The sequence below is a fragment of the Streptomyces sp. NPDC025806 genome, from assembly GCF_055558275.1.
In genome coordinates this window covers 32254-49374 of sequence record NZ_JBVHMU010000013.1, presented here as the reverse complement: position 1 = coordinate 49374, position 17121 = coordinate 32254, and the positions used below count along the sequence as shown (strand labels likewise).

Below are 17121 nucleotides of genomic sequence, written 5' to 3'. Positions count from 1 at the left end.
CCATGAGCAAGATCCTGATCCGCGGTGCGAAGGTCCTCGGCGGCGAGCCCCAGGACGTGCTGATCGACGGCGAGGTCATCGAGGCGGTCGGCACCGGCCTGTCCGCCGAGGGCGCCGAGGTCGTCGAGGCCGACGGCAAGATCCTCCTGCCGGGCCTGGTCGACCTGCACACCCACCTGCGCGAGCCCGGCCGCGAGGACTCCGAGACCGTCCTCACCGGCACCCGCGCCGCAGCCTCCGGCGGCTACACCTCGGTCTTCGCCATGGCCAACACCTTCCCCGTGGCCGACACCGCCGGCGTCGTCGAGCAGGTCTACCGGCTCGGCCAGGAGCACGGCTACTGCGACGTGCAGCCCATCGGCGCCGTCACCGTCGGCCTGGAGGGCAGCAAGCTCGCCGAGCTCGGCGCCATGCACGAGTCCGCCGCCGGCGTCACCGTCTTCTCCGACGACGGCAAGTGCGTCCACGACGCCGTCATCATGCGCCGCGCCCTGGAGTACGTGAAGGCCTTCGGCGGCGTCGTCGCCCAGCACGCCCAGGAGCCCCGCCTCACCGAGGGCGCCGAGATGAACGAGGGCACCGTCTCCGCCGAGCTGGGCCTCGGCGGCTGGCCCGCCGTCGCCGAGGAGTCGATCATCGCCCGCGACGTGCTGCTCGCCGAGCACGTCGGCTCCCGCGTCCACATCTGCCACCTGTCCACGTCCGGCTCCGTCGAGATCATCCGCTGGGCCAAGTCCCGCGGCATCGACGTCACCGCCGAGGTCACCCCGCACCACCTCCTCCTCACCGACGAGCTGGTCCGCACGTACAACCCGGTCTACAAGGTCAACCCGCCGCTGCGCACCGAGAAGGACGTCATGGCGCTGCGCGAGGCGCTGGCCGACGGCACCATCGACATCGTCGCCACCGACCACGCCCCGCACCCGCAGGAGGACAAGGACTGCGAGTGGGCCGCCGCCGCCATGGGCATGGTGGGCCTGGAGACCGCGCTGTCCGTCGTCCAGCAGACGATGGTGGAGACCGGACTGCTCGACTGGGCCGGCGTCGCCGACCGCATGTCCGTGAAGCCCGCGCAGATCGGTCAGGCCACCGGCCACGGCCGCCCCGTCTCGGCAGGCGAGCCGGCCAACCTGCTGCTGCTCGACGCGGACTACCGTGGTGCCGTTGACCCCGCGGGGTTCGCCTCCCGCAGCCGCAACACGCCCTACCAGGGCCGTGAGCTGCCGGGCCGCGTCACCCACACCTGGCTGCGGGGCAAGGCCACCCTCGCCGACGGGAAGCTCGCGTGACACCTCTCCACCCCCTGGCCAGCCCCCTGGTCCGCCTGGCCGCCGAGAAAAAGTCGGCGGACGTCACGGACTGGCCCGACCGGATCGGCTGGATCGTCGGTCTGCTGCTCTTCGTCGCGCTGGTCTACTGGCTGATGCGCCAGGGCTGGAAGTGGCGCGGCACCCTGCAGGGCGACCTGCCGCCGCTGCCTCAGTCGCCGGAAACCCCGGGGGAGCCCAGACTGACCATGAGCGGCCGGTACCACGGCTCCACCACCGCGGGGCAGTGGCTCGACCGCATCGTGGCGCACGGCCTCGGCACCCGCAGCCGCGTCGAGCTGACCCTGACCGACGCGGGCCTCGTGGTCGAGCGCCCCGGGGCGAGCGACTTCTTCGTCCCGGTGACCGCGCTGCGCGGCGCCCGGCTCGACAAGGGCATCGCCGGCAAGGTCCTCACGGAGGGCGGTCTGCTGATCGTCACCTGGGCGCACGGCGACAAGCTGATCGACTCCGGGTTCCGCTCCGACCACGCCGCGGAACAGGGCGACTGGGTCACCGCCCTCAACGACATGACCGACACGCACATCACGACGGAAGGCACCGCACGATGACGACCTCCACCCGGGGAGCCGCCGCTCCCGCCGTACTCGTCCTGGAGGACGGCCGCATCTTCCGCGGCCGCGCCTACGGGGCCGTGGGGGAGACCTTCGGCGAGGCCGTGTTCTCCACCGGCATGACCGGCTACCAGGAGACGCTGACCGACCCGTCGTACGACCGCCAGATCGTGGTCGCCACCGCACCGCAGATCGGCAACACGGGCTGGAACGACGAGGACGACGAGTCGAGCCGCATCTGGGTCTCCGGCTACGTCGTGCGCGACCCCGCCCGCATCCCGTCCAACTGGCGCGCCAAGCGCTCCCTGGACGACGAGCTGGTCGCGCAGAACATCGTCGGCATCTCCGGCATCGACACCCGCGCCCTCACCCGCCACCTGCGCGAGCGCGGCTCCATGCGCTCCGGCATCTTCTCCGGCGAGCACCTGGCCACGGACGCCGAGCTCGTCTCCCGTGTGCAGGCCCAGCCGCACATGAAGGGCGCCTCGCTGTACGAGGAGGTCGCCACCAAGGAGGCGTACGTCGTCCCCGCGATCGGCGAGAAGCTCTTCACCGTCGCCGCGATCGACCTCGGCATCAAGGGCATGACCCCGCACCGCATGGCCGAGCGCGGCATCGAGGTGCACGTCCTGCCGGCCACCGCGACGCCCGACGACGTGTACGCGGTCCAGCCCGACGGCGTGTTCTTCTCCAACGGCCCGGGCGACCCGGCCACCGCCGACGGCCCGGTCGCGCTGATGACCGCCGTCCTGGAGCGCAAGACGCCCCTGTTCGGCATCTGCTTCGGCAACCAGATCCTCGGCCGCGCCCTCGGTTTCGGCACGTACAAGCTCAAGTACGGCCACCGCGGCATCAACCAGCCGGTGCAGGACCGCACCACCGGCAAGGTCGAGGTCACCGCGCACAACCACGGCTTCGCCGTGGACGCGCCGCTCGACAAGGTGAGCGACACCCCCTTCGGCCGTGCCGAGGTCTCGCACGTGTGCCTCAACGACGAGGTCGTGGAGGGCCTGCAGCTGCTCGACCAGCCGGGCTTCTCCGTCCAGTACCACCCCGAGGCGGCGGCAGGACCGCACGACGCCGCCTACCTGTTCGACCGCTTCGTGAAGCTCATGGAGGGCCAGCGTGCCTAAGCGCACCGATATCCAGTCCGTCCTGGTCATCGGCTCCGGCCCGATCGTCATCGGCCAGGCCGCCGAGTTCGACTACTCCGGCACCCAGGCGTGCCGCATCCTGCGCGCCGAGGGCCTGCGGGTCATCCTCGTCAACTCCAACCCGGCGACGATCATGACCGACCCGGAGATCGCCGACGCCACGTACGTCGAGCCGATCACCCCCGAGTTCGTCGAGAAGATCATCGCCAAGGAGCGCCCCGACGCGCTCCTGCCCACCCTGGGCGGCCAGACCGCGCTCAACACCGCGATCTCCATGCACGAGCAGGGCGTCCTCGAGAAGTACGGCGTCGAGCTCATCGGCGCCAACGTCGAGGCGATCAACAAGGGCGAGGACCGCGACCTCTTCAAGGAGGTCGTCGAGGAGGTCCGCCGGAAGATCGGCCACGGCGAGTCCGCCCGCTCGGTCATCTGCCACACCATGGACGACGTCCTCAAGGGCGTCGACACCCTCGGCGGCTACCCCGTCGTCGTGCGCCCCTCCTTCACCATGGGCGGCGCCGGCTCCGGCTTCGCCCACGACGAGGAGGAGCTGCGCCGCATCGCCGGCCAGGGCCTCACGCTCTCCCCGACCACCGAGGTGCTCCTGGAGGAGTCCATCCTCGGCTGGAAGGAGTACGAGCTGGAGCTGATGCGCGACAAGAACGACAACGTCGTGGTCGTCTGCTCCATCGAGAACTTCGACCCGATGGGCGTCCACACCGGTGACTCGATCACCGTCGCCCCGTCGATGACCCTCACCGACCGCGAGTACCAGCGCCTGCGCGACATCGGCATCGCGATCATCCGCGAGGTCGGCGTCGACACCGGCGGCTGCAACATCCAGTTCGCGGTCAACCCCGACGACGGCCGCATCATCGTCATCGAGATGAACCCGCGCGTCTCCCGCTCCTCCGCGCTCGCCTCCAAGGCCACCGGCTTCCCGATCGCCAAGATCGCCGCCAAGCTGGCCGTCGGCTACACGCTGGACGAGATCCCGAACGACATCACCGAGAAGACGCCGGCCTCCTTCGAGCCGACGCTCGACTACGTGGTCGTGAAGGCCCCGCGCTTCGCCTTCGAGAAGTTCCCGAGCGCCGACTCCACGCTGACCACCACCATGAAGTCGGTCGGCGAGGCCATGGCCATCGGCCGCAACTTCACGGAGGCCTTCCAGAAGGCGCTGCGCTCCCTGGAGAAGAAGGGCTCGCAGTTCACCTTCGTCGGCGAGACCGGCGACAAGACCGCGCTCCTCGAAGCGGCCGTGCGCCCCACCGACGGCCGGATCAACACCGTCATGGAGGCGATCCGCGCCGGCGCCACCCCGGAGGAGATCTTCGAGTACACGAAGATCGACCCCTGGTTCGTCGACCAGCTCTTCCTCATCAAGGAGACGGCCGACGAGCTGGCCGCCGCCCCGGAGCTCACCAAGGAACTGATCGCGGAGGCCAAGCGGCACGGCTTCTCCGACCACCAGATCGCCGAGCTGCGCGGTCTGCGCGAGGACGTCGTCCGCGAGGTCCGGCACGCGCTCGGAGTCCGCCCGGTCTACAAGACGGTCGACACCTGCGCCGCCGAGTTCGCCGCGAAGACCCCGTACTTCTACTCGTCCTACGACGAGGAGTCCGAGGTCGCCCCGCGCGAGAAGCCCGCGGTCATCATCCTGGGCTCCGGTCCGAACCGCATCGGCCAGGGCATCGAGTTCGACTACTCCTGCGTCCACGCCTCCTTCGCCCTGAGCGACGCCGGCTACGAGACCGTGATGGTCAACTGCAACCCGGAGACCGTCTCCACGGACTACGACACCTCCGACCGCCTGTACTTCGAGCCGCTCACGCTGGAAGACGTCCTGGAGATCGTCCACGCCGAGTCCCTCGCGGGCCCGATCGCGGGCGTCGTCGTCCAGCTCGGCGGCCAGACCCCGCTGGGCCTCGCCCAGGCGCTCAAGGACAACGGCGTGCCCGTCGTCGGCACCTCCCCGGAGGCGATCCACGCCGCCGAGGACCGCGGCGCCTTCGGCCGCGTGCTCGCCGAGGCCGGTCTGCCCGCGCCCAAGCACGGCACCGCGACCACCTTCACCGAGGCCAAGGCCATCGCCGACGAGATCGGCTACCCGGTCCTCGTCCGCCCGTCCTACGTGCTCGGCGGCCGCGGCATGGAGATCGTCTACGACGAGACCCGCCTGTCCTCGTACATCGAGGAGTCCACGGAGATCAGCCCGTCCCGCCCGGTCCTCGTCGACCGGTTCCTGGACGACGCGATCGAGATCGACGTCGACGCCCTCTACGACGGCACCGAGCTCTACCTCGGCGGCGTCATGGAGCACATCGAGGAGGCCGGCATCCACTCCGGCGACTCGGCGTGCGCCCTGCCCCCGATCACCCTCGGCGGCTTCGACATCAAGCGCCTGCGCGCCTCCACCGAGGCCATCGCCAAGGGCGTCGGCGTGCGCGGCCTGATCAACATCCAGTTCGCGATGGCGGGTGACATCCTCTACGTCCTGGAGGCCAACCCGCGCGCCTCGCGCACCGTCCCCTTCACCTCGAAGGCGACCGCGGTGCCGCTCGCGAAGGCCGCCGCCCGCATCTCGCTCGGCGCCACCGTCGCCGAGCTGCGCGCCGAGGGCCTGCTCCCGAAGACCGGCGACGGCGGCACGCTCCCCATGGACGCGCCGATCTCCGTCAAGGAGGCCGTCATGCCGTGGTCGCGCTTCCGCGACATCCACGGCCGCGGCGTCGACACGGTCCTCGGCCCGGAGATGCGCTCGACCGGCGAGGTCATGGGCATCGACTCGGTCTTCGGCACGGCGTACGCCAAGTCGCAGGCCGGTGCCTACGGGCCGCTGCCCACCAAGGGCCGCGCGTTCATCTCCGTCGCCAACCGCGACAAGCGCTCGATGATCTTCCCGGCCCGCGAGCTGGTCGCCCACGGCTTCGAGCTGATGGCCACCTCCGGCACCGCCGAGGTCCTCAAGCGCAACGGCATCAACGCCAAGGTCGTGCGCAAGCAGTCCGAGGGCGAGGGCCCGAACGGCGAGAAGACGATCGTCCAGCTCATCCACGACGGCGAGGTCGACCTCATCGTCAACACCCCGTACGGCACCGGTGGCCGCCTCGACGGCTACGACATCCGTACGGCGGCCGTGGCCCGCTCCGTGCCCTGTCTGACGACGGTGCAGGCGCTCGCCGCCGCGGTCCAGGGCATCGACGCGCTCAACCACGGAGACGTGGGCGTCCGGTCGCTCCAGGAACACGCGGAACACCTGACCGCGGCCCGCGACTAGCAGCCCAAGAGGGGGACACCGGACGGTGTCCCCCTCTTCATGAGCCCACCGCCTCGTGAGCACCTACTAGGACTTCAGCCATGTACAAGCTGTTCTTCAACCTCGTCTTCAAGCGCATGGACCCCGAGAAGGCCCACTACCTCGCCTTCCGCTGGATCCGCCTCGCGGCCCGCACCCCCGTGCTGCGCACCTTCGTGGCCGCGGCCCTCGCGCCCCGCTACAAGGAGCTGCGCACCGAGGCCCTCGGCCTGCGGATGCACGGCCCCTTCGGCCTCGCCGCCGGCTTCGACAAGAACGCCGTCGCGATCGACGGCATGACGATGCTCGGCTTCGACCACATCGAGATCGGCACCGTCACCGGCGAGCCGCAGCCCGGCAACCCGAAGAAGCGCCTGTTCCGCCTCGTGCCGGACCGCGCGCTCATCAACCGCATGGGCTTCAACAACGAGGGCTCCCTCGCCGTGGCGGCCCGCCTGACCTCCCGCAACCCGGTCTTCAAGACCACCGTGGGCGTCAACATCGGCAAGACCAAGGTCGTCCCCGAGGCCGAGGCCGTCGGCGACTACGTGAAGTCCACCGAGCGGCTCGCCGCCTTCGCGGACTACCTCGTCGTCAACGTCTCCTCGCCCAACACCCCGGGCCTGCGCAACCTCCAGGCCACCGAGGCGCTGCGCCCGCTGCTCGCCGCCGTCCGCGAGGCCGCCGACCGCACCGTGCGCTCGCGCCGCGTCCCGCTCCTGGTGAAGATCGCCCCCGACCTGGCCGACGAGGACGTCGACGCGGTCGCCGACCTGGCCGTCGAGCTCGGCCTGGACGGCATCATCGCCACGAACACGACGATCTCCCGCGAGGGCCTCAAGACCCAGGGCGACGTCGTGAACGAGACGGGCGGCCTGTCCGGCGCGCCCCTCAAGGAACGCTCCCTGGAGGTCCTCAGGCGCCTCTACGCGCGCGTGGGGGACAAGATCACCCTCGTGGGCGTCGGCGGCGTGGAGACGGCGGAGGACGCCTGGCAGCGCATCCTCGCGGGCGCCACCCTGGTCCAGGGCTACAGCGCCTTCATCTACGAGGGCCCGTTCTACGCCCGCGCGATCCACAAGGGCCTCGCCGCCCGCCTGAACAACTCCCCGTACGCCACGCTCGCCGACGCGGTCGGCGCCGATGTGAAGAAGGTGTCCGCATGACGGTTCTGGAGCCCTTCGGCGCACGTCTGCGCCGTGTCATGGACGAGCGCGGGCCGCTCTGCGTCGGCATCGACCCGCACGCCGCCCTGCTCTCCTCCTGGGGCCTGAACGACGACATCGCCGGTCTGGAGTCCTTCACGCGCACCTCGGTCGAGGCGCTGGCCGACACGGTCGCCGTGGTCAAGCCGCAGATGGCGTTCTTCGAGCGGTTCGGCTCGCGCGGCGTCGCGGTCCTGGAGAAGGCCGTCGCCGACCTGCGCGCCGCGGGCACGCTCGTCGTCATGGACGCCAAGCGCGGCGACATCGGCTCCACCATGGCCGCGTACGCGGAGACCTTCCTGCACAAGGACTCCCCGCTGTTCTCGGACGCCCTGACCGTGTCGCCGTACCTCGGCTACGGGTCGCTGAAGCCGGCCGTGGACCTCGCGCGCGAGTCCGGCGCGGGCCTGTTCGTCCTCGCCCTCACCTCGAACCCCGAGGGCGGCGAGGTGCAGCACGCGGTCCGCGCGGACGGGCGCAACGTCGGCGCGACGATGCTGGCGCACCTGGCCGGCGAGAACGCGGGGGAGACCCCGATGGGCTCCTTCGGGGCCGTCGTGGGCGCGACCCTGGGCGACCTGTCCTCGTACGAGCTGGACATCAACGGTCCGCTCCTCGCGCCCGGCATCGGTGCCCAGGGTGCCACCGCCGCCGACCTCCCGGCGGTCTTCGGCGCGGCGGTGCGCAACGTGGTGCCGAACGTCAGCCGCGGCGTCCTGAAGGCCGGCCCCTCGGTCACCGCGCTGCGGGACGCGGCCGTGCGGTTCGCGGACGAGGTGCGCGAGGCGGTCGCGGGCGCCGTCTGACGTCACCGGAAGCCCTGATGAGGGTCGGTACGGCACCCCGAGAGGGGTGGCACTCCGTGCCGACCTTTGTCTTTGCCCGGACATCCGGGCCGATTTCCCGGTCGTTTTGCCCGAAATGTCCAGCCTTCGCGAGTCTGACCAGGACTTTTCCGCTGTTCTCGCTGACTCTGGCGGCCATGGCCGCTAGTCTCCGTCGGGAGTGAACGGGTGACCGCGGCCGGCCGCGCCGCTCGTAGCTCACCTGGTGAGGGGCGCTCAGGTCCCTCGCCGGTCCGTATCCGACAGTTCGACATCCGAGGTGACGTAGGCGTGGCTCTTCCGCCCCTTACCCCTGAACAGCGCGCAGCCGCGCTCGAAAAGGCCGCCGCGGCTCGCCGGGAGCGGGCCGAGGTCAAGAATCGACTCAAGCACTCCGGCGCCTCGCTTCACGAGGTCATCAAGCAGGGCCAGGAGAACGACGTCATCGGCAAGATGAAGGTCTCCGCCCTGCTCGAGTCCCTGCCGGGCGTGGGCAAGGTCCGCGCCAAGCAGATCATGGAGCGTCTCGGGATCTCCGAATCCCGTCGAGTCCGTGGTCTCGGCTCCAACCAGATCGCCTCCCTGGAGCGCGAGTTCGGCAGCACCGGCGCCTGAGTGACGAACCGGCCCCCGGGGGCTGGTCCCGGCACTCCGGAACAACTGGAATAATCGCTGCATGGCTGCAACATCCCGGGGGACGACCCCCGAGCCCCCGGACGTACGTCCGCGGCTGACCGTGCTCTCCGGCCCCTCCGGGGTCGGCAAGAGCACGGTCGTCGCTCATATGCGCAAGGAACACCCCGAGGTATGGCTCTCGGTGTCGGCGACGACCCGCAAGCCGCGCCCCGGCGAGAAGCACGGTGTCCACTACTTCTTCGTCACCGACGAGGAGATGGACAAGCTGATCGCCAACGGCGAGCTCCTCGAGTGGGCCGAGTTCGCGGGGAACCGTTACGGGACCCCGCGCAGCGCCGTGCTCGACCGTCTCGACGCGGGCGAGCCGGTGCTGCTCGAGATCGACCTCCAGGGCGCACGCCTGGTCCGCGAGTCGATGCCCGAGGCCCAGCTCGTGTTCCTCGCCCCGCCGAGCTGGGACGAGCTGGTCCGCCGGCTCACCGGCCGCGGCACCGAGGCGCCCGAGGTCATCGAGCGCCGGCTCGAGGCCGCCAAGGTGGAGCTCGCCGCCGAGGCCGAGTTCGACACGACCCTTGTCAACACCTCCGTCGAGGACGTAGCGCGCGAGCTGCTAGCCTTGATGAAGGTTCTTTGATCTTTACCCTGGTTTAACCCGGGCCGGGACCCAGGTCCGGCCCCCATCGGAAGGCAGAGAGTGTCCTCTTCCATCACCGCGCCCGAGGGCATCATCAACCCGCCGATTGATGAGCTGCTCGAAGCGACCGACTCGAAGTACAGCCTGGTCATCTACGCCGCCAAGCGCGCGCGTCAGATCAACGCGTACTACTCGCAGCTCGGTGAGGGCCTGCTCGAGTACGTCGGCCCGCTCGTGGACACCCACGTCCACGAGAAGCCCCTGTCGATCGCCCTGCGCGAGATCAACGCGGGCCTGCTGACGTCCGAGGCCATCGAGGGCCCGGCCCAGTAACACCCGTTTTTCGTCGTCATCCCAGGCCCGGCAGTACGACTGCCGGGCCTGTGGTGTGTCATGGAGTCGTACGTTTCCGGAGCCAGGGGAGATGCGGTGTCGTCGAAGCCGAAGGTCGTACTGGGAGTCAGCGGTGGCATCGCCGCCTACAAGGCGTGCGAGCTGCTGCGCCGGCTCACCGAGTCCGGGCACGACGTCCGCGTCGTCCCCACCGACTCCGCACTGCACTTCGTCGGCGCCGCGACCTGGTCGGCCCTGTCCGGCAACCCGGTCTCCACCGAGGTCTGGGACTCCGTCCACGAGGTCCCGCACGTGCGCATCGGCCAGCACGCCGACCTCGTGATCGTGGCCCCCGCCACCGCCGACATGCTCGCCAAGGCCGCCCACGGCCTCGCCGACGACCTCCTCACCAACACGCTCCTCACCGCCCGCTGTCCGGTCGTCTTCGCGCCGGCCATGCACACCGAGATGTGGGAGCACCCCGCCACCCAGGAGAACGTCGCGACGCTGCGCCGCCGCGGCGCCCTCGTCATCGAGCCCGCCGTCGGCCGCCTCACCGGCGTCGACACCGGCAAGGGCCGCTTCCCCGACCCCGTCGAGATCTACGAGTACGTGCGCCGGGTCCTGGCCCGCGGCGCCGACGCGGCCGGCACCGACCTGGCCGGCACGCACGTCGTCGTCAGCGCCGGCGGCACCCGCGAGCCCCTCGACCCGGTCCGCTTCCTCGGCAACCGCTCCTCCGGCAAGCAGGGCTACGCGCTCGCCCGCACCGCCGCGGCCCGCGGCGCCCGCGTCACCCTGCTCTCCGCCAATGCGGAGCTGCCCGACCCGGCCGGCGTCGACGTCGTCCACGTCGGCACCGCCGTCCAGCTGCGCGAGGCCGTGCTCAAGGCGGCCGCCGACGCCGACGCGGTCGTCATGGCCGCCGCCGTCGCCGACTTCCGCCCGGCCGTCTACGCGCCCGGCAAGATCAAGAAGCAGGGCGACACGGGAGCGCCGACCGTCGAGCTGGTCCGCAACCCGGACATCCTCGCGGAGATCTCCGGGGAGCGCTCCCGCCCCGGCCAGATCGTCGTCGGCTTCGCCGCCGAGACCGACGACGTCCTCGCCAACGGCCGCGCCAAACTGGCCCGCAAGGGCTGTGACCTGCTCGTCGTCAACGAGGTCGGGGAGCGCAAGACCTTCGGCTCCGAGGAGAACGAGGCCGTGATCCTCGCCTCGGACGGGGCCGAGACGCCCGTCCCGTACGGTCCGAAGGAGGCGCTCGCGGACCGGATCTGGGACGAGGTCGTGCGCCGTGTGGCCCCCGCACACGCCGATCCACGCCCGTAGGGGCGCCGGATTCACGCTCGACCGGTACCCTTCCGGAGACCGATCCTCATGTCGGACAATGCGGTGTCGCAGGTCACAGCCCTCCCAAGGGGCGAGACGCGTGACCCGGCAGCCGAGCCCGACCGATAAACTGTTCTCGGACGACGCCAGGCGCAGCCCCCGGCCGTCCGTCAATGATCAGCCAGCAGCCGCTGCAACCACAGGGAGCGTTGTGTCCCGTCGCCTGTTCACCTCGGAGTCTGTCACCGAGGGTCACCCCGACAAGATCGCTGACCAGATCAGCGACACCATTCTCGACGCGCTGCTGCGCGAGGACCCCACGTCCCGCGTCGCCGTCGAGACGCTGATCACCACCGGCCTGGTGCACGTGGCCGGCGAGGTGACCACCAAGGCGTACGCGCCGATCGCGCAGCTCGTGCGAGAGAAGATCCTCGAGATCGGCTACGACTCGTCGAAGAAGGGCTTCGACGGCGCGTCCTGCGGCGTCTCGGTCTCCATCGGCTCGCAGTCTCCCGACATCGCGCAGGGCGTCGACACGGCGTACGAGAAGCGCGTCGAGGGTGACGACGACGAGCTCGACAAGCAGGGCGCGGGCGACCAGGGCCTGATGTTCGGCTACGCGTGCGACGAGACGCCGGAGCTCATGCCGCTCCCGATCCACCTCGCGCACCGCCTGTCGCGCCGCCTCTCCGAGGTCCGCAAGAACGGCACGATCCCCTACCTGCGTCCCGACGGCAAGACCCAGGTCACCATCGAGTACGACGGCGACAAGGCCGTCCGCCTCGACACGGTCGTCGTCTCCTCGCAGCACGCCTCGGACATCGACCTCGACTCGCTGCTCGCCCCCGACATCCGCGAGTTCGTCGTGGAGCCGGAGCTCAAGGCGCTGGTCGAGGACGGCATCAAGCTGGAGACCGACGGCTACCGTCTGCTGGTCAACCCGACCGGCCGCTTCGAGATCGGTGGCCCGATGGGCGACGCCGGCCTCACCGGCCGCAAGATCATCATCGACACCTACGGCGGCTACGCCCGTCACGGTGGCGGCGCCTTCTCGGGCAAGGACCCGTCCAAGGTCGACCGCTCGGCCGCCTACGCCATGCGCTGGGTCGCCAAGAACGTCGTGGCCGCCGGTCTCGCCTCGCGCTGCGAGGTCCAGGTCGCGTACGCGATCGGCAAGGCCGAGCCGGTTGGTCTCTTCGTCGAGACCTTCGGCACGAACACGGTCGACACGGACAAGATCGAGGCCGCGATCACGGAGGTCTTCGACCTCCGCCCCGCCGCGATCATCCGCGACCTCGACCTGCTGCGCCCGATCTACGCCCAGACGGCGGCGTACGGCCACTTCGGCCGCGCCCTGCCGGACTTCACGTGGGAGAAGACCGACCGCGTGGACGCGCTGCGCAAGGCCGCGGGCCTGTAGGTCTCTCAGCACCGCTGATCTCTCAGCTCCGCTGAACCGGGGCCCGGCTTTCCCTTCGGGGGAGCCGGGCCCCGGTTTCGTCTTTCGGTCGCGACGGCGATGTCGGACCCCTCTGGTAGGAATGGCAGCGTGAGCAGCCAGAACGACAGTCCCGAGCCGGAGCAGCTCGCGTTCATCCGGGAGACGGTGCGGAAGAACAAGGCGCCGAAGGCCAAGCCACGCACATGGCGGGGGGCCGCGCTGGCCAAGGAACTGCCCGTGGCCCGCGTTCTCGTCGACAAGGGCGTACTGCATCTCGACCGGTACTTCGAGTACGCCGTCCCGGAAGAGCTGGACGCGGTGGCGCAGCCCGGCGTACGGGTCCGGGTCCGGTTCGGTGCCGGGTCGAAGAATGTGCGGGACGGCCGGCGCGAGGGCGGCGGGCTCATCGACGGGTACCTCGTGGAGCGCGTTGCCGAGGCCGAGTACCAGGGGCCGCTGGCCGCGCTCGCCCAGGTCCTGTCGCCGGAGCCGGTGCTCGACGAAGAACTCCTCGGGCTGACCCGGGCCGTCGCCGACCGGTACGCGGGCAGCCTCGCCGACGTGCTGCAGCTCGCGATACCGCCCCGGCACGCCAAGGCGGAGGCCCGGACGTTCCCCGAGCCGCCCGCCCCGCCGACCGCGCCCGAGCCCGGGTCCTGGCAGCGGTACGAGCGCGGGGCGGACTTTCTCGCCTCCCTCGCGGCGGGCGGTGCCCCGCGCGCCGTGTGGACCGCGCTGCCCGGCCCCGAGTGGGCCGACGAGATCGCCCGGGCCGTGCGCGCGACCCTCGCGTCGGGGCGCGGCGCGCTCGTCGTCGTGCCCACCGTGCGGCTCGCCGCGCGCGTCGACGCGGCGCTGCGCGAGCAGTTGGGGGAGGGACAGCACGCGCTGCTGACCGCCGAGGCGGGGCAGCAGCGGCGCTACTCGGAATGGCTCGCCGTGCGCCGTGGGGCGGTGCGGGCCGTGGTCGGCACCCGGGCCGCGATGTTCGCCCCCGTACGCGATCCCGGCCTCGTCGTGGTCTGGGACGACGGGGACGCGCACCACAGTGACGACCACGCGCCGTTCCCGCATGTGCGGGAAGTGCTCGAACTGCGGGCGGGGCGGGACAAGTGCGCCTTCCTGCTCGGGAGTTGGAGCTGCACGGTAGAGGCGGCGCAGTTGGTGCGCAGCGGCTGGGCGGCGGCGATCGCGGCCCCGCGCGAGCAGGTGCGGCGGACGGCGCCCCGAGTACGGACCGTCGGCGACCTGGACCTCGCGCGCGACGAGGCGGCGCGCGCGGCACGACTGCCCAGCGTGGCCTGGGAGGTGGCGCGGACCGCGCTGCGGGACGGGCCGGTGCTGGTCCAGGTGCCGCGCCGCGGATACGTGCCGCGGCTCGCCTGTCAGCGCTGCCGGGAGCCCGCCCGCTGCCGGCACTGCGCGGGACCGCTGGAGGCACGGGAAGCGGCCGGAGTCCTGGCCTGCTCGTGGTGCGGCCGCGAGGAGGCCGACTGGCACTGCGGCGAGTGCGGCGGCAACCGGCTGCGGGCCCAGGTGGTCGGCGCCCGGCGCACCGCCGAGGAGCTGGGCCGCGCGTTCCCCTCCGTACCGGTGCGGACCTCCGGGCGGGAGCAGGTGCTCGACACGGTGTCCGGCGGACCCGCGCTCGTCGTCAGCACACCCGGCGCGGAGCCCGTCGCCGAGGGCGGGTACGCCGCCGCGCTGCTGCTCGACGGCTGGGCCATGCTCGGGCGGCCCGATCTGCGCGCCGGCGAGGACGCGTTGCGGCGCTGGATCGCCGCGTCCGCGCTGGTACGGCCGCAGGAGGCGGGCGGCACGGTCGTCGTCGTGGCCGAGCCGACGCTGCGGCCCGTGCAGGCGCTGGTCCGCTGGGATCCGGTGGGGCACGCGGTGCGGGAGCTGGCGGACCGGGCCGAGCTGGGCTTTCCACCGGTGTCCAGGATGGCCTCGGTCAGCGGGACGCCGGAGGCGCTCGCCGACTTCCTGCGGGCGGTGGAACTGCCCGGCGACGCTGAGGTGTTGGGGCCGGTGCCCGTCGTCGAGCCCGGTGGGCCGCGGCGGGGCGCCGAGCCTGCGGGGGAGCGCGCGCTCGTTCGGGTGCCGCCGGGGAGCGGGGCGGCCCTGGCGGGGGCCCTGAAGCGGGCTCAGGCGGCGCGGATGGCCGCCCGGGGGGCCGGGACGGATCCGGTGCGGGTGCGTATTGATCCGCCGGACATCGGGTGAGGTGAGTGGGTGGTGCGGTTTTTCGTCCGGCCGCGCCGCCGCCGTGGCTGGTCGCGCAGTTCCCCGCGCCCCTGAGATGCATGCCCTTCGGGCGCATCTCATGGACGAAGGCTGAGAAACGCGACCCGAAGGGTCTGCGTTTCAGGGGCGCGGGGAACTGCGCGGCCGGCCACGACGAGAGCCGCAGCCGGCCGAAGAGGGCGGGCCCAGTGGCGCTCAGCCGTTGCGGGGACCGGGGAAGACCCCGGGGCGGGGCTCGTCGCGGAGGCCCGCGCTGCCCGCGGTCGGCTGCGTCGGCATGGACCGCGCGGCCGGCACGGAGGGCAGCGGGCCCGCCCCGAGCGGCAGCGGCGGCCGGGCCGAGGTGTCACCGGCCCGCTCCGCGTCGGCGGCGGCCTGCGCGGCGGCCCGGCGCGCCCCGTACCGGCGGTGCACCGCCTGCTTGGTCACGCCGAGCGCGGAGCCCACCGCGTCCCACGAGAAACCCAGGGAGCGGTCGAAGTCCACTGCGGCGGTCACCAGGGTCTCGACGCTGTCGCGCAGTTCCTGGGCCAGACGGACGGTCGGGGCGGGGGCCCGCCCGTAGACGACGAAGCCGGCGGAGGGGCCGGAGCGGCGCGGACGGTAGACGTTGCCGAGCTGTGCGGTGAGGGTGCGCAGTGCGTCCACCTGCCGCCGGACCCGCTCGATGTCCCGCACAAGGAGGTGCAGGCTGGCCCGTGCCTGGGCGTCGTGGGTTGCGTGGTCGGCCATTTACAAGCCTCTCGAACCGGCGATGAAGAAGGATCGGGCCGAGCTCACGCCGAACGGCGATTCAGGCGACTCACCGGTGACGATCGCGAGTGATCCCGGCCCGTGGATTGGTCAACTCTTTCTTGACCAACGCGCCATACGGTGAGGGGTCACGCTGTTCCGGCGCATCCGCATATGCGCGGGGCGCACGGCGGGACGTGCGCCCCATGCGCGGGCGTCACCCGCCGCCCATAGACTGGTGTGTCGCCCGTGACCCCGCCCCGAGAGGCCGTTAGCCACTGATGAAGCTCGTCTTCGCCGGCACCCCCGAGGTCGCCGTTCCCGCTCTGGACGCCCTGATCGCCTCCGACCGGCACGAGGTCGCCGCCGTCGTGACCCGGCCCGACGCCCCTGCCGGGCGCGGCCGTCACATGGTCGCGAGCCCCGTCGCCGAGCGCGCCGCCGAGGCCGGCATCGAGGTGCTCAAGCCGGTCCGGCCCCGTGACGAGGACTTCCTGGCCCGGCTGCGCGAGATCGCGCCGGACTGCTGCCCCGTCGTCGCCTACGGTGCGCTGCTGCCCAAGGTCGCCCTCGACGTGCCGGCCCGCGGCTGGGTCAACCTGCACTTCTCGCTGCTGCCCGCCTGGCGCGGTGCCGCGCCCGTCCAGCACGCCCTGATGGCCGGCGACGAGATCACCGGCGCGTCCACCTTCCTCATCGAGGAGGGGCTCGACTCGGGCCCGGTGTACGGCACGGTGACCGAGGCGATCCGTCCCGCCGACACCAGCGGCGACCTGCTGACCCGGCTCGCCTTCGCGGGCGCGGGGCTGCTCGCCGCGACGATGGACGGCATCGAGGACGGCGCGTTGACGGCCGTACCGCAGCCGGCCGACGGGATCTCGCTCGCCCCGAAGATCACGGTGGAGGACGCGCGGATCGACTGGGCGGCGCCCGCGCTCCGCGTCGACCGGGTGGTGCGTGGATGCACTCCGGCGCCGGGGGCCTGGACGGAGTTCCGGGGCGAGCGGCTCAAGGTGCGGTCGGCCGTGCCGGTGCCGGACCGCACGGATCTGGCGCCGGGCGAGCTGAGCGTCGGCAAGAAGAATCTGTACGTCGGGACGGGGTCGTTCGCCGTCGAGCTCCTCTGGGTCCAGGCCCAGGGCAAGAAGCCGATGGCTGCCGCGGATTGGGCCCGTGGTGTGCGGATCGCCGAGGGCGAGCGGCTGGGCTGATCCGGCTTCCAGCTCGGCCGGTTCGGTTCGTCGCCGGGTGCGGGTTCGGTGGGGGCTGGTCGCGCAGTTCCCCGCGCCCCTGAAATGCAGACCCTTCGGGTCGCATTTCAGGGGCGCGGGGCGCCTGTCATCTGGGGAAGGCGCGGCGAAGCCGCTGCCTTCCAGGGGCGCGGGGAACTGCGCGAGAAGCCC

At 71.7% G+C, this 17121-nt stretch carries 14 protein-coding genes; 13 read left to right on the top strand and 1 reads right to left on the bottom strand.

What is annotated here, in order from left to right:
• The first annotated feature begins 2 nt into the window (after positions 1-2).
• From ACZ4E1_RS27320 to ACZ4E1_RS27265, 12 genes are all read left to right on the top strand, one after another.
• Positions 3-1289, top strand: coding sequence for a dihydroorotase (locus tag ACZ4E1_RS27320; protein ID WP_467543986.1), 1287 nt, complete (start codon positions 3-5; stop codon positions 1287-1289).
• Positions 1286-1879: a PH-like domain-containing protein gene (locus tag ACZ4E1_RS27315; RefSeq protein WP_467543983.1), complete on the top strand. Its 594-nt coding sequence runs from the start codon at positions 1286-1288 to the stop codon at positions 1877-1879. The genes ACZ4E1_RS27320 and ACZ4E1_RS27315 overlap by 4 nt, the downstream gene beginning before the upstream one ends.
• Positions 1876-3015 carry a glutamine-hydrolyzing carbamoyl-phosphate synthase small subunit gene (gene carA, locus ACZ4E1_RS27310; RefSeq protein WP_467543980.1) on the top strand — a complete coding sequence of 380 codons (1140 nt, stop codon included), beginning with the start codon at positions 1876-1878 and terminating at the stop codon, positions 3013-3015. Before ACZ4E1_RS27315 ends, carA begins: the two co-directional genes overlap by 4 nt.
• Positions 3008-6316 carry a carbamoyl-phosphate synthase large subunit gene (carB, locus tag ACZ4E1_RS27305; RefSeq protein WP_467543978.1) on the top strand — a complete coding sequence of 1103 codons (3309 nt, stop codon included), beginning with the start codon at positions 3008-3010 and terminating at the stop codon, positions 6314-6316. Before carA ends, carB begins: the two co-directional genes overlap by 8 nt.
• Positions 6317-6396: 80 nt before the next feature.
• Positions 6397-7500, top strand: coding sequence for a quinone-dependent dihydroorotate dehydrogenase (locus ACZ4E1_RS27300; RefSeq protein WP_467543976.1), 1104 nt, complete (start codon positions 6397-6399; stop codon positions 7498-7500).
• The gene (pyrF, locus tag ACZ4E1_RS27295) at positions 7497-8345 is read left to right on the top strand and encodes an orotidine-5'-phosphate decarboxylase (protein ID WP_467543974.1); all 849 of its coding nucleotides are present in this window, start codon (positions 7497-7499) and stop codon (positions 8343-8345) included. Before ACZ4E1_RS27300 ends, pyrF begins: the two co-directional genes overlap by 4 nt.
• A 309-nt stretch (positions 8346-8654) precedes the next feature.
• Entirely contained in the window at positions 8655-8978 is a 324-nt protein-coding gene (locus ACZ4E1_RS27290; RefSeq protein ID WP_026246651.1) for an integration host factor, read from the top strand.
• Between the two features lie 61 nt (positions 8979-9039).
• Positions 9040-9633, top strand: a complete 594-nt coding sequence (gene gmk, locus ACZ4E1_RS27285) for a guanylate kinase (RefSeq protein ID WP_399128577.1) — start codon at positions 9040-9042, stop codon at positions 9631-9633.
• A 60-nt stretch (positions 9634-9693) separates the two neighbouring features.
• A complete protein-coding gene (gene rpoZ / locus ACZ4E1_RS27280) occupies positions 9694-9966 on the top strand; it encodes a DNA-directed RNA polymerase subunit omega (protein WP_005319902.1) in 273 nt (90 codons plus the stop codon).
• Positions 9967-10026: 60 nt separating this feature from the next.
• Positions 10027-11298, top strand: a complete 1272-nt coding sequence (gene coaBC, locus ACZ4E1_RS27275; protein ID WP_467543967.1) for a bifunctional phosphopantothenoylcysteine decarboxylase/phosphopantothenate--cysteine ligase CoaBC — start codon at positions 10027-10029, stop codon at positions 11296-11298.
• Between the two features lie 211 nt (positions 11299-11509).
• A complete protein-coding gene (metK, locus tag ACZ4E1_RS27270) occupies positions 11510-12718 on the top strand; it encodes a methionine adenosyltransferase (RefSeq protein ID WP_188340038.1) in 1209 nt (402 codons plus the stop codon).
• Between the two features lie 99 nt (positions 12719-12817).
• Positions 12818-14965, top strand: coding sequence for a primosomal protein N' (locus ACZ4E1_RS27265; protein ID WP_467543962.1), 2148 nt, complete (start codon positions 12818-12820; stop codon positions 14963-14965).
• 216 nt (positions 14966-15181) lie between these two features.
• On the opposite strand, the gene ACZ4E1_RS27260 is transcribed toward ACZ4E1_RS27265, so the two are convergent.
• Positions 15182-15718 (bottom strand): hypothetical protein, encoded by a 537-nt coding sequence (locus ACZ4E1_RS27260; RefSeq protein WP_188340039.1) that lies wholly within the window; start codon positions 15716-15718, stop codon positions 15182-15184.
• A 281-nt stretch (positions 15719-15999) separates the two neighbouring features.
• Between ACZ4E1_RS27260 and fmt the strand changes: the two genes are divergently transcribed.
• Positions 16000-16929 (top strand): methionyl-tRNA formyltransferase, encoded by a 930-nt coding sequence (gene fmt / locus ACZ4E1_RS27255; RefSeq protein ID WP_467543957.1) that lies wholly within the window; start codon positions 16000-16002, stop codon positions 16927-16929.
• Positions 16930-17121 lie beyond the last annotated feature (192 nt).

Coding starts and splice junctions, on each gene's coding strand:
- ACZ4E1_RS27320 (WP_467543986.1), top strand. CDS start 3: ATGAGCAAGATCCTGATCCGCGGTGCGAAGGTCCTCGGCGGCGAGCCC.
- carA (WP_467543980.1), top strand. CDS start 1,876: ATGACGACCTCCACCCGGGGAGCCGCCGCTCCCGCCGTACTCGTCCTG.
- ACZ4E1_RS27300 (WP_467543976.1), top strand. CDS start 6,397: ATGTACAAGCTGTTCTTCAACCTCGTCTTCAAGCGCATGGACCCCGAG.
- pyrF (WP_467543974.1), top strand. CDS start 7,497: ATGACGGTTCTGGAGCCCTTCGGCGCACGTCTGCGCCGTGTCATGGAC.
- gmk (WP_399128577.1), top strand. CDS start 9,040: ATGGCTGCAACATCCCGGGGGACGACCCCCGAGCCCCCGGACGTACGT.
- coaBC (WP_467543967.1), top strand. CDS start 10,027: ATGGAGTCGTACGTTTCCGGAGCCAGGGGAGATGCGGTGTCGTCGAAG.
- ACZ4E1_RS27265 (WP_467543962.1), top strand. CDS start 12,818: ATGTCGGACCCCTCTGGTAGGAATGGCAGCGTGAGCAGCCAGAACGAC.
- ACZ4E1_RS27260 (WP_188340039.1), bottom strand. CDS start 15,718: ATGGCCGACCACGCAACCCACGACGCCCAGGCACGGGCCAGCCTGCAC.
- fmt (WP_467543957.1), top strand. CDS start 16,000: ATGAAGCTCGTCTTCGCCGGCACCCCCGAGGTCGCCGTTCCCGCTCTG.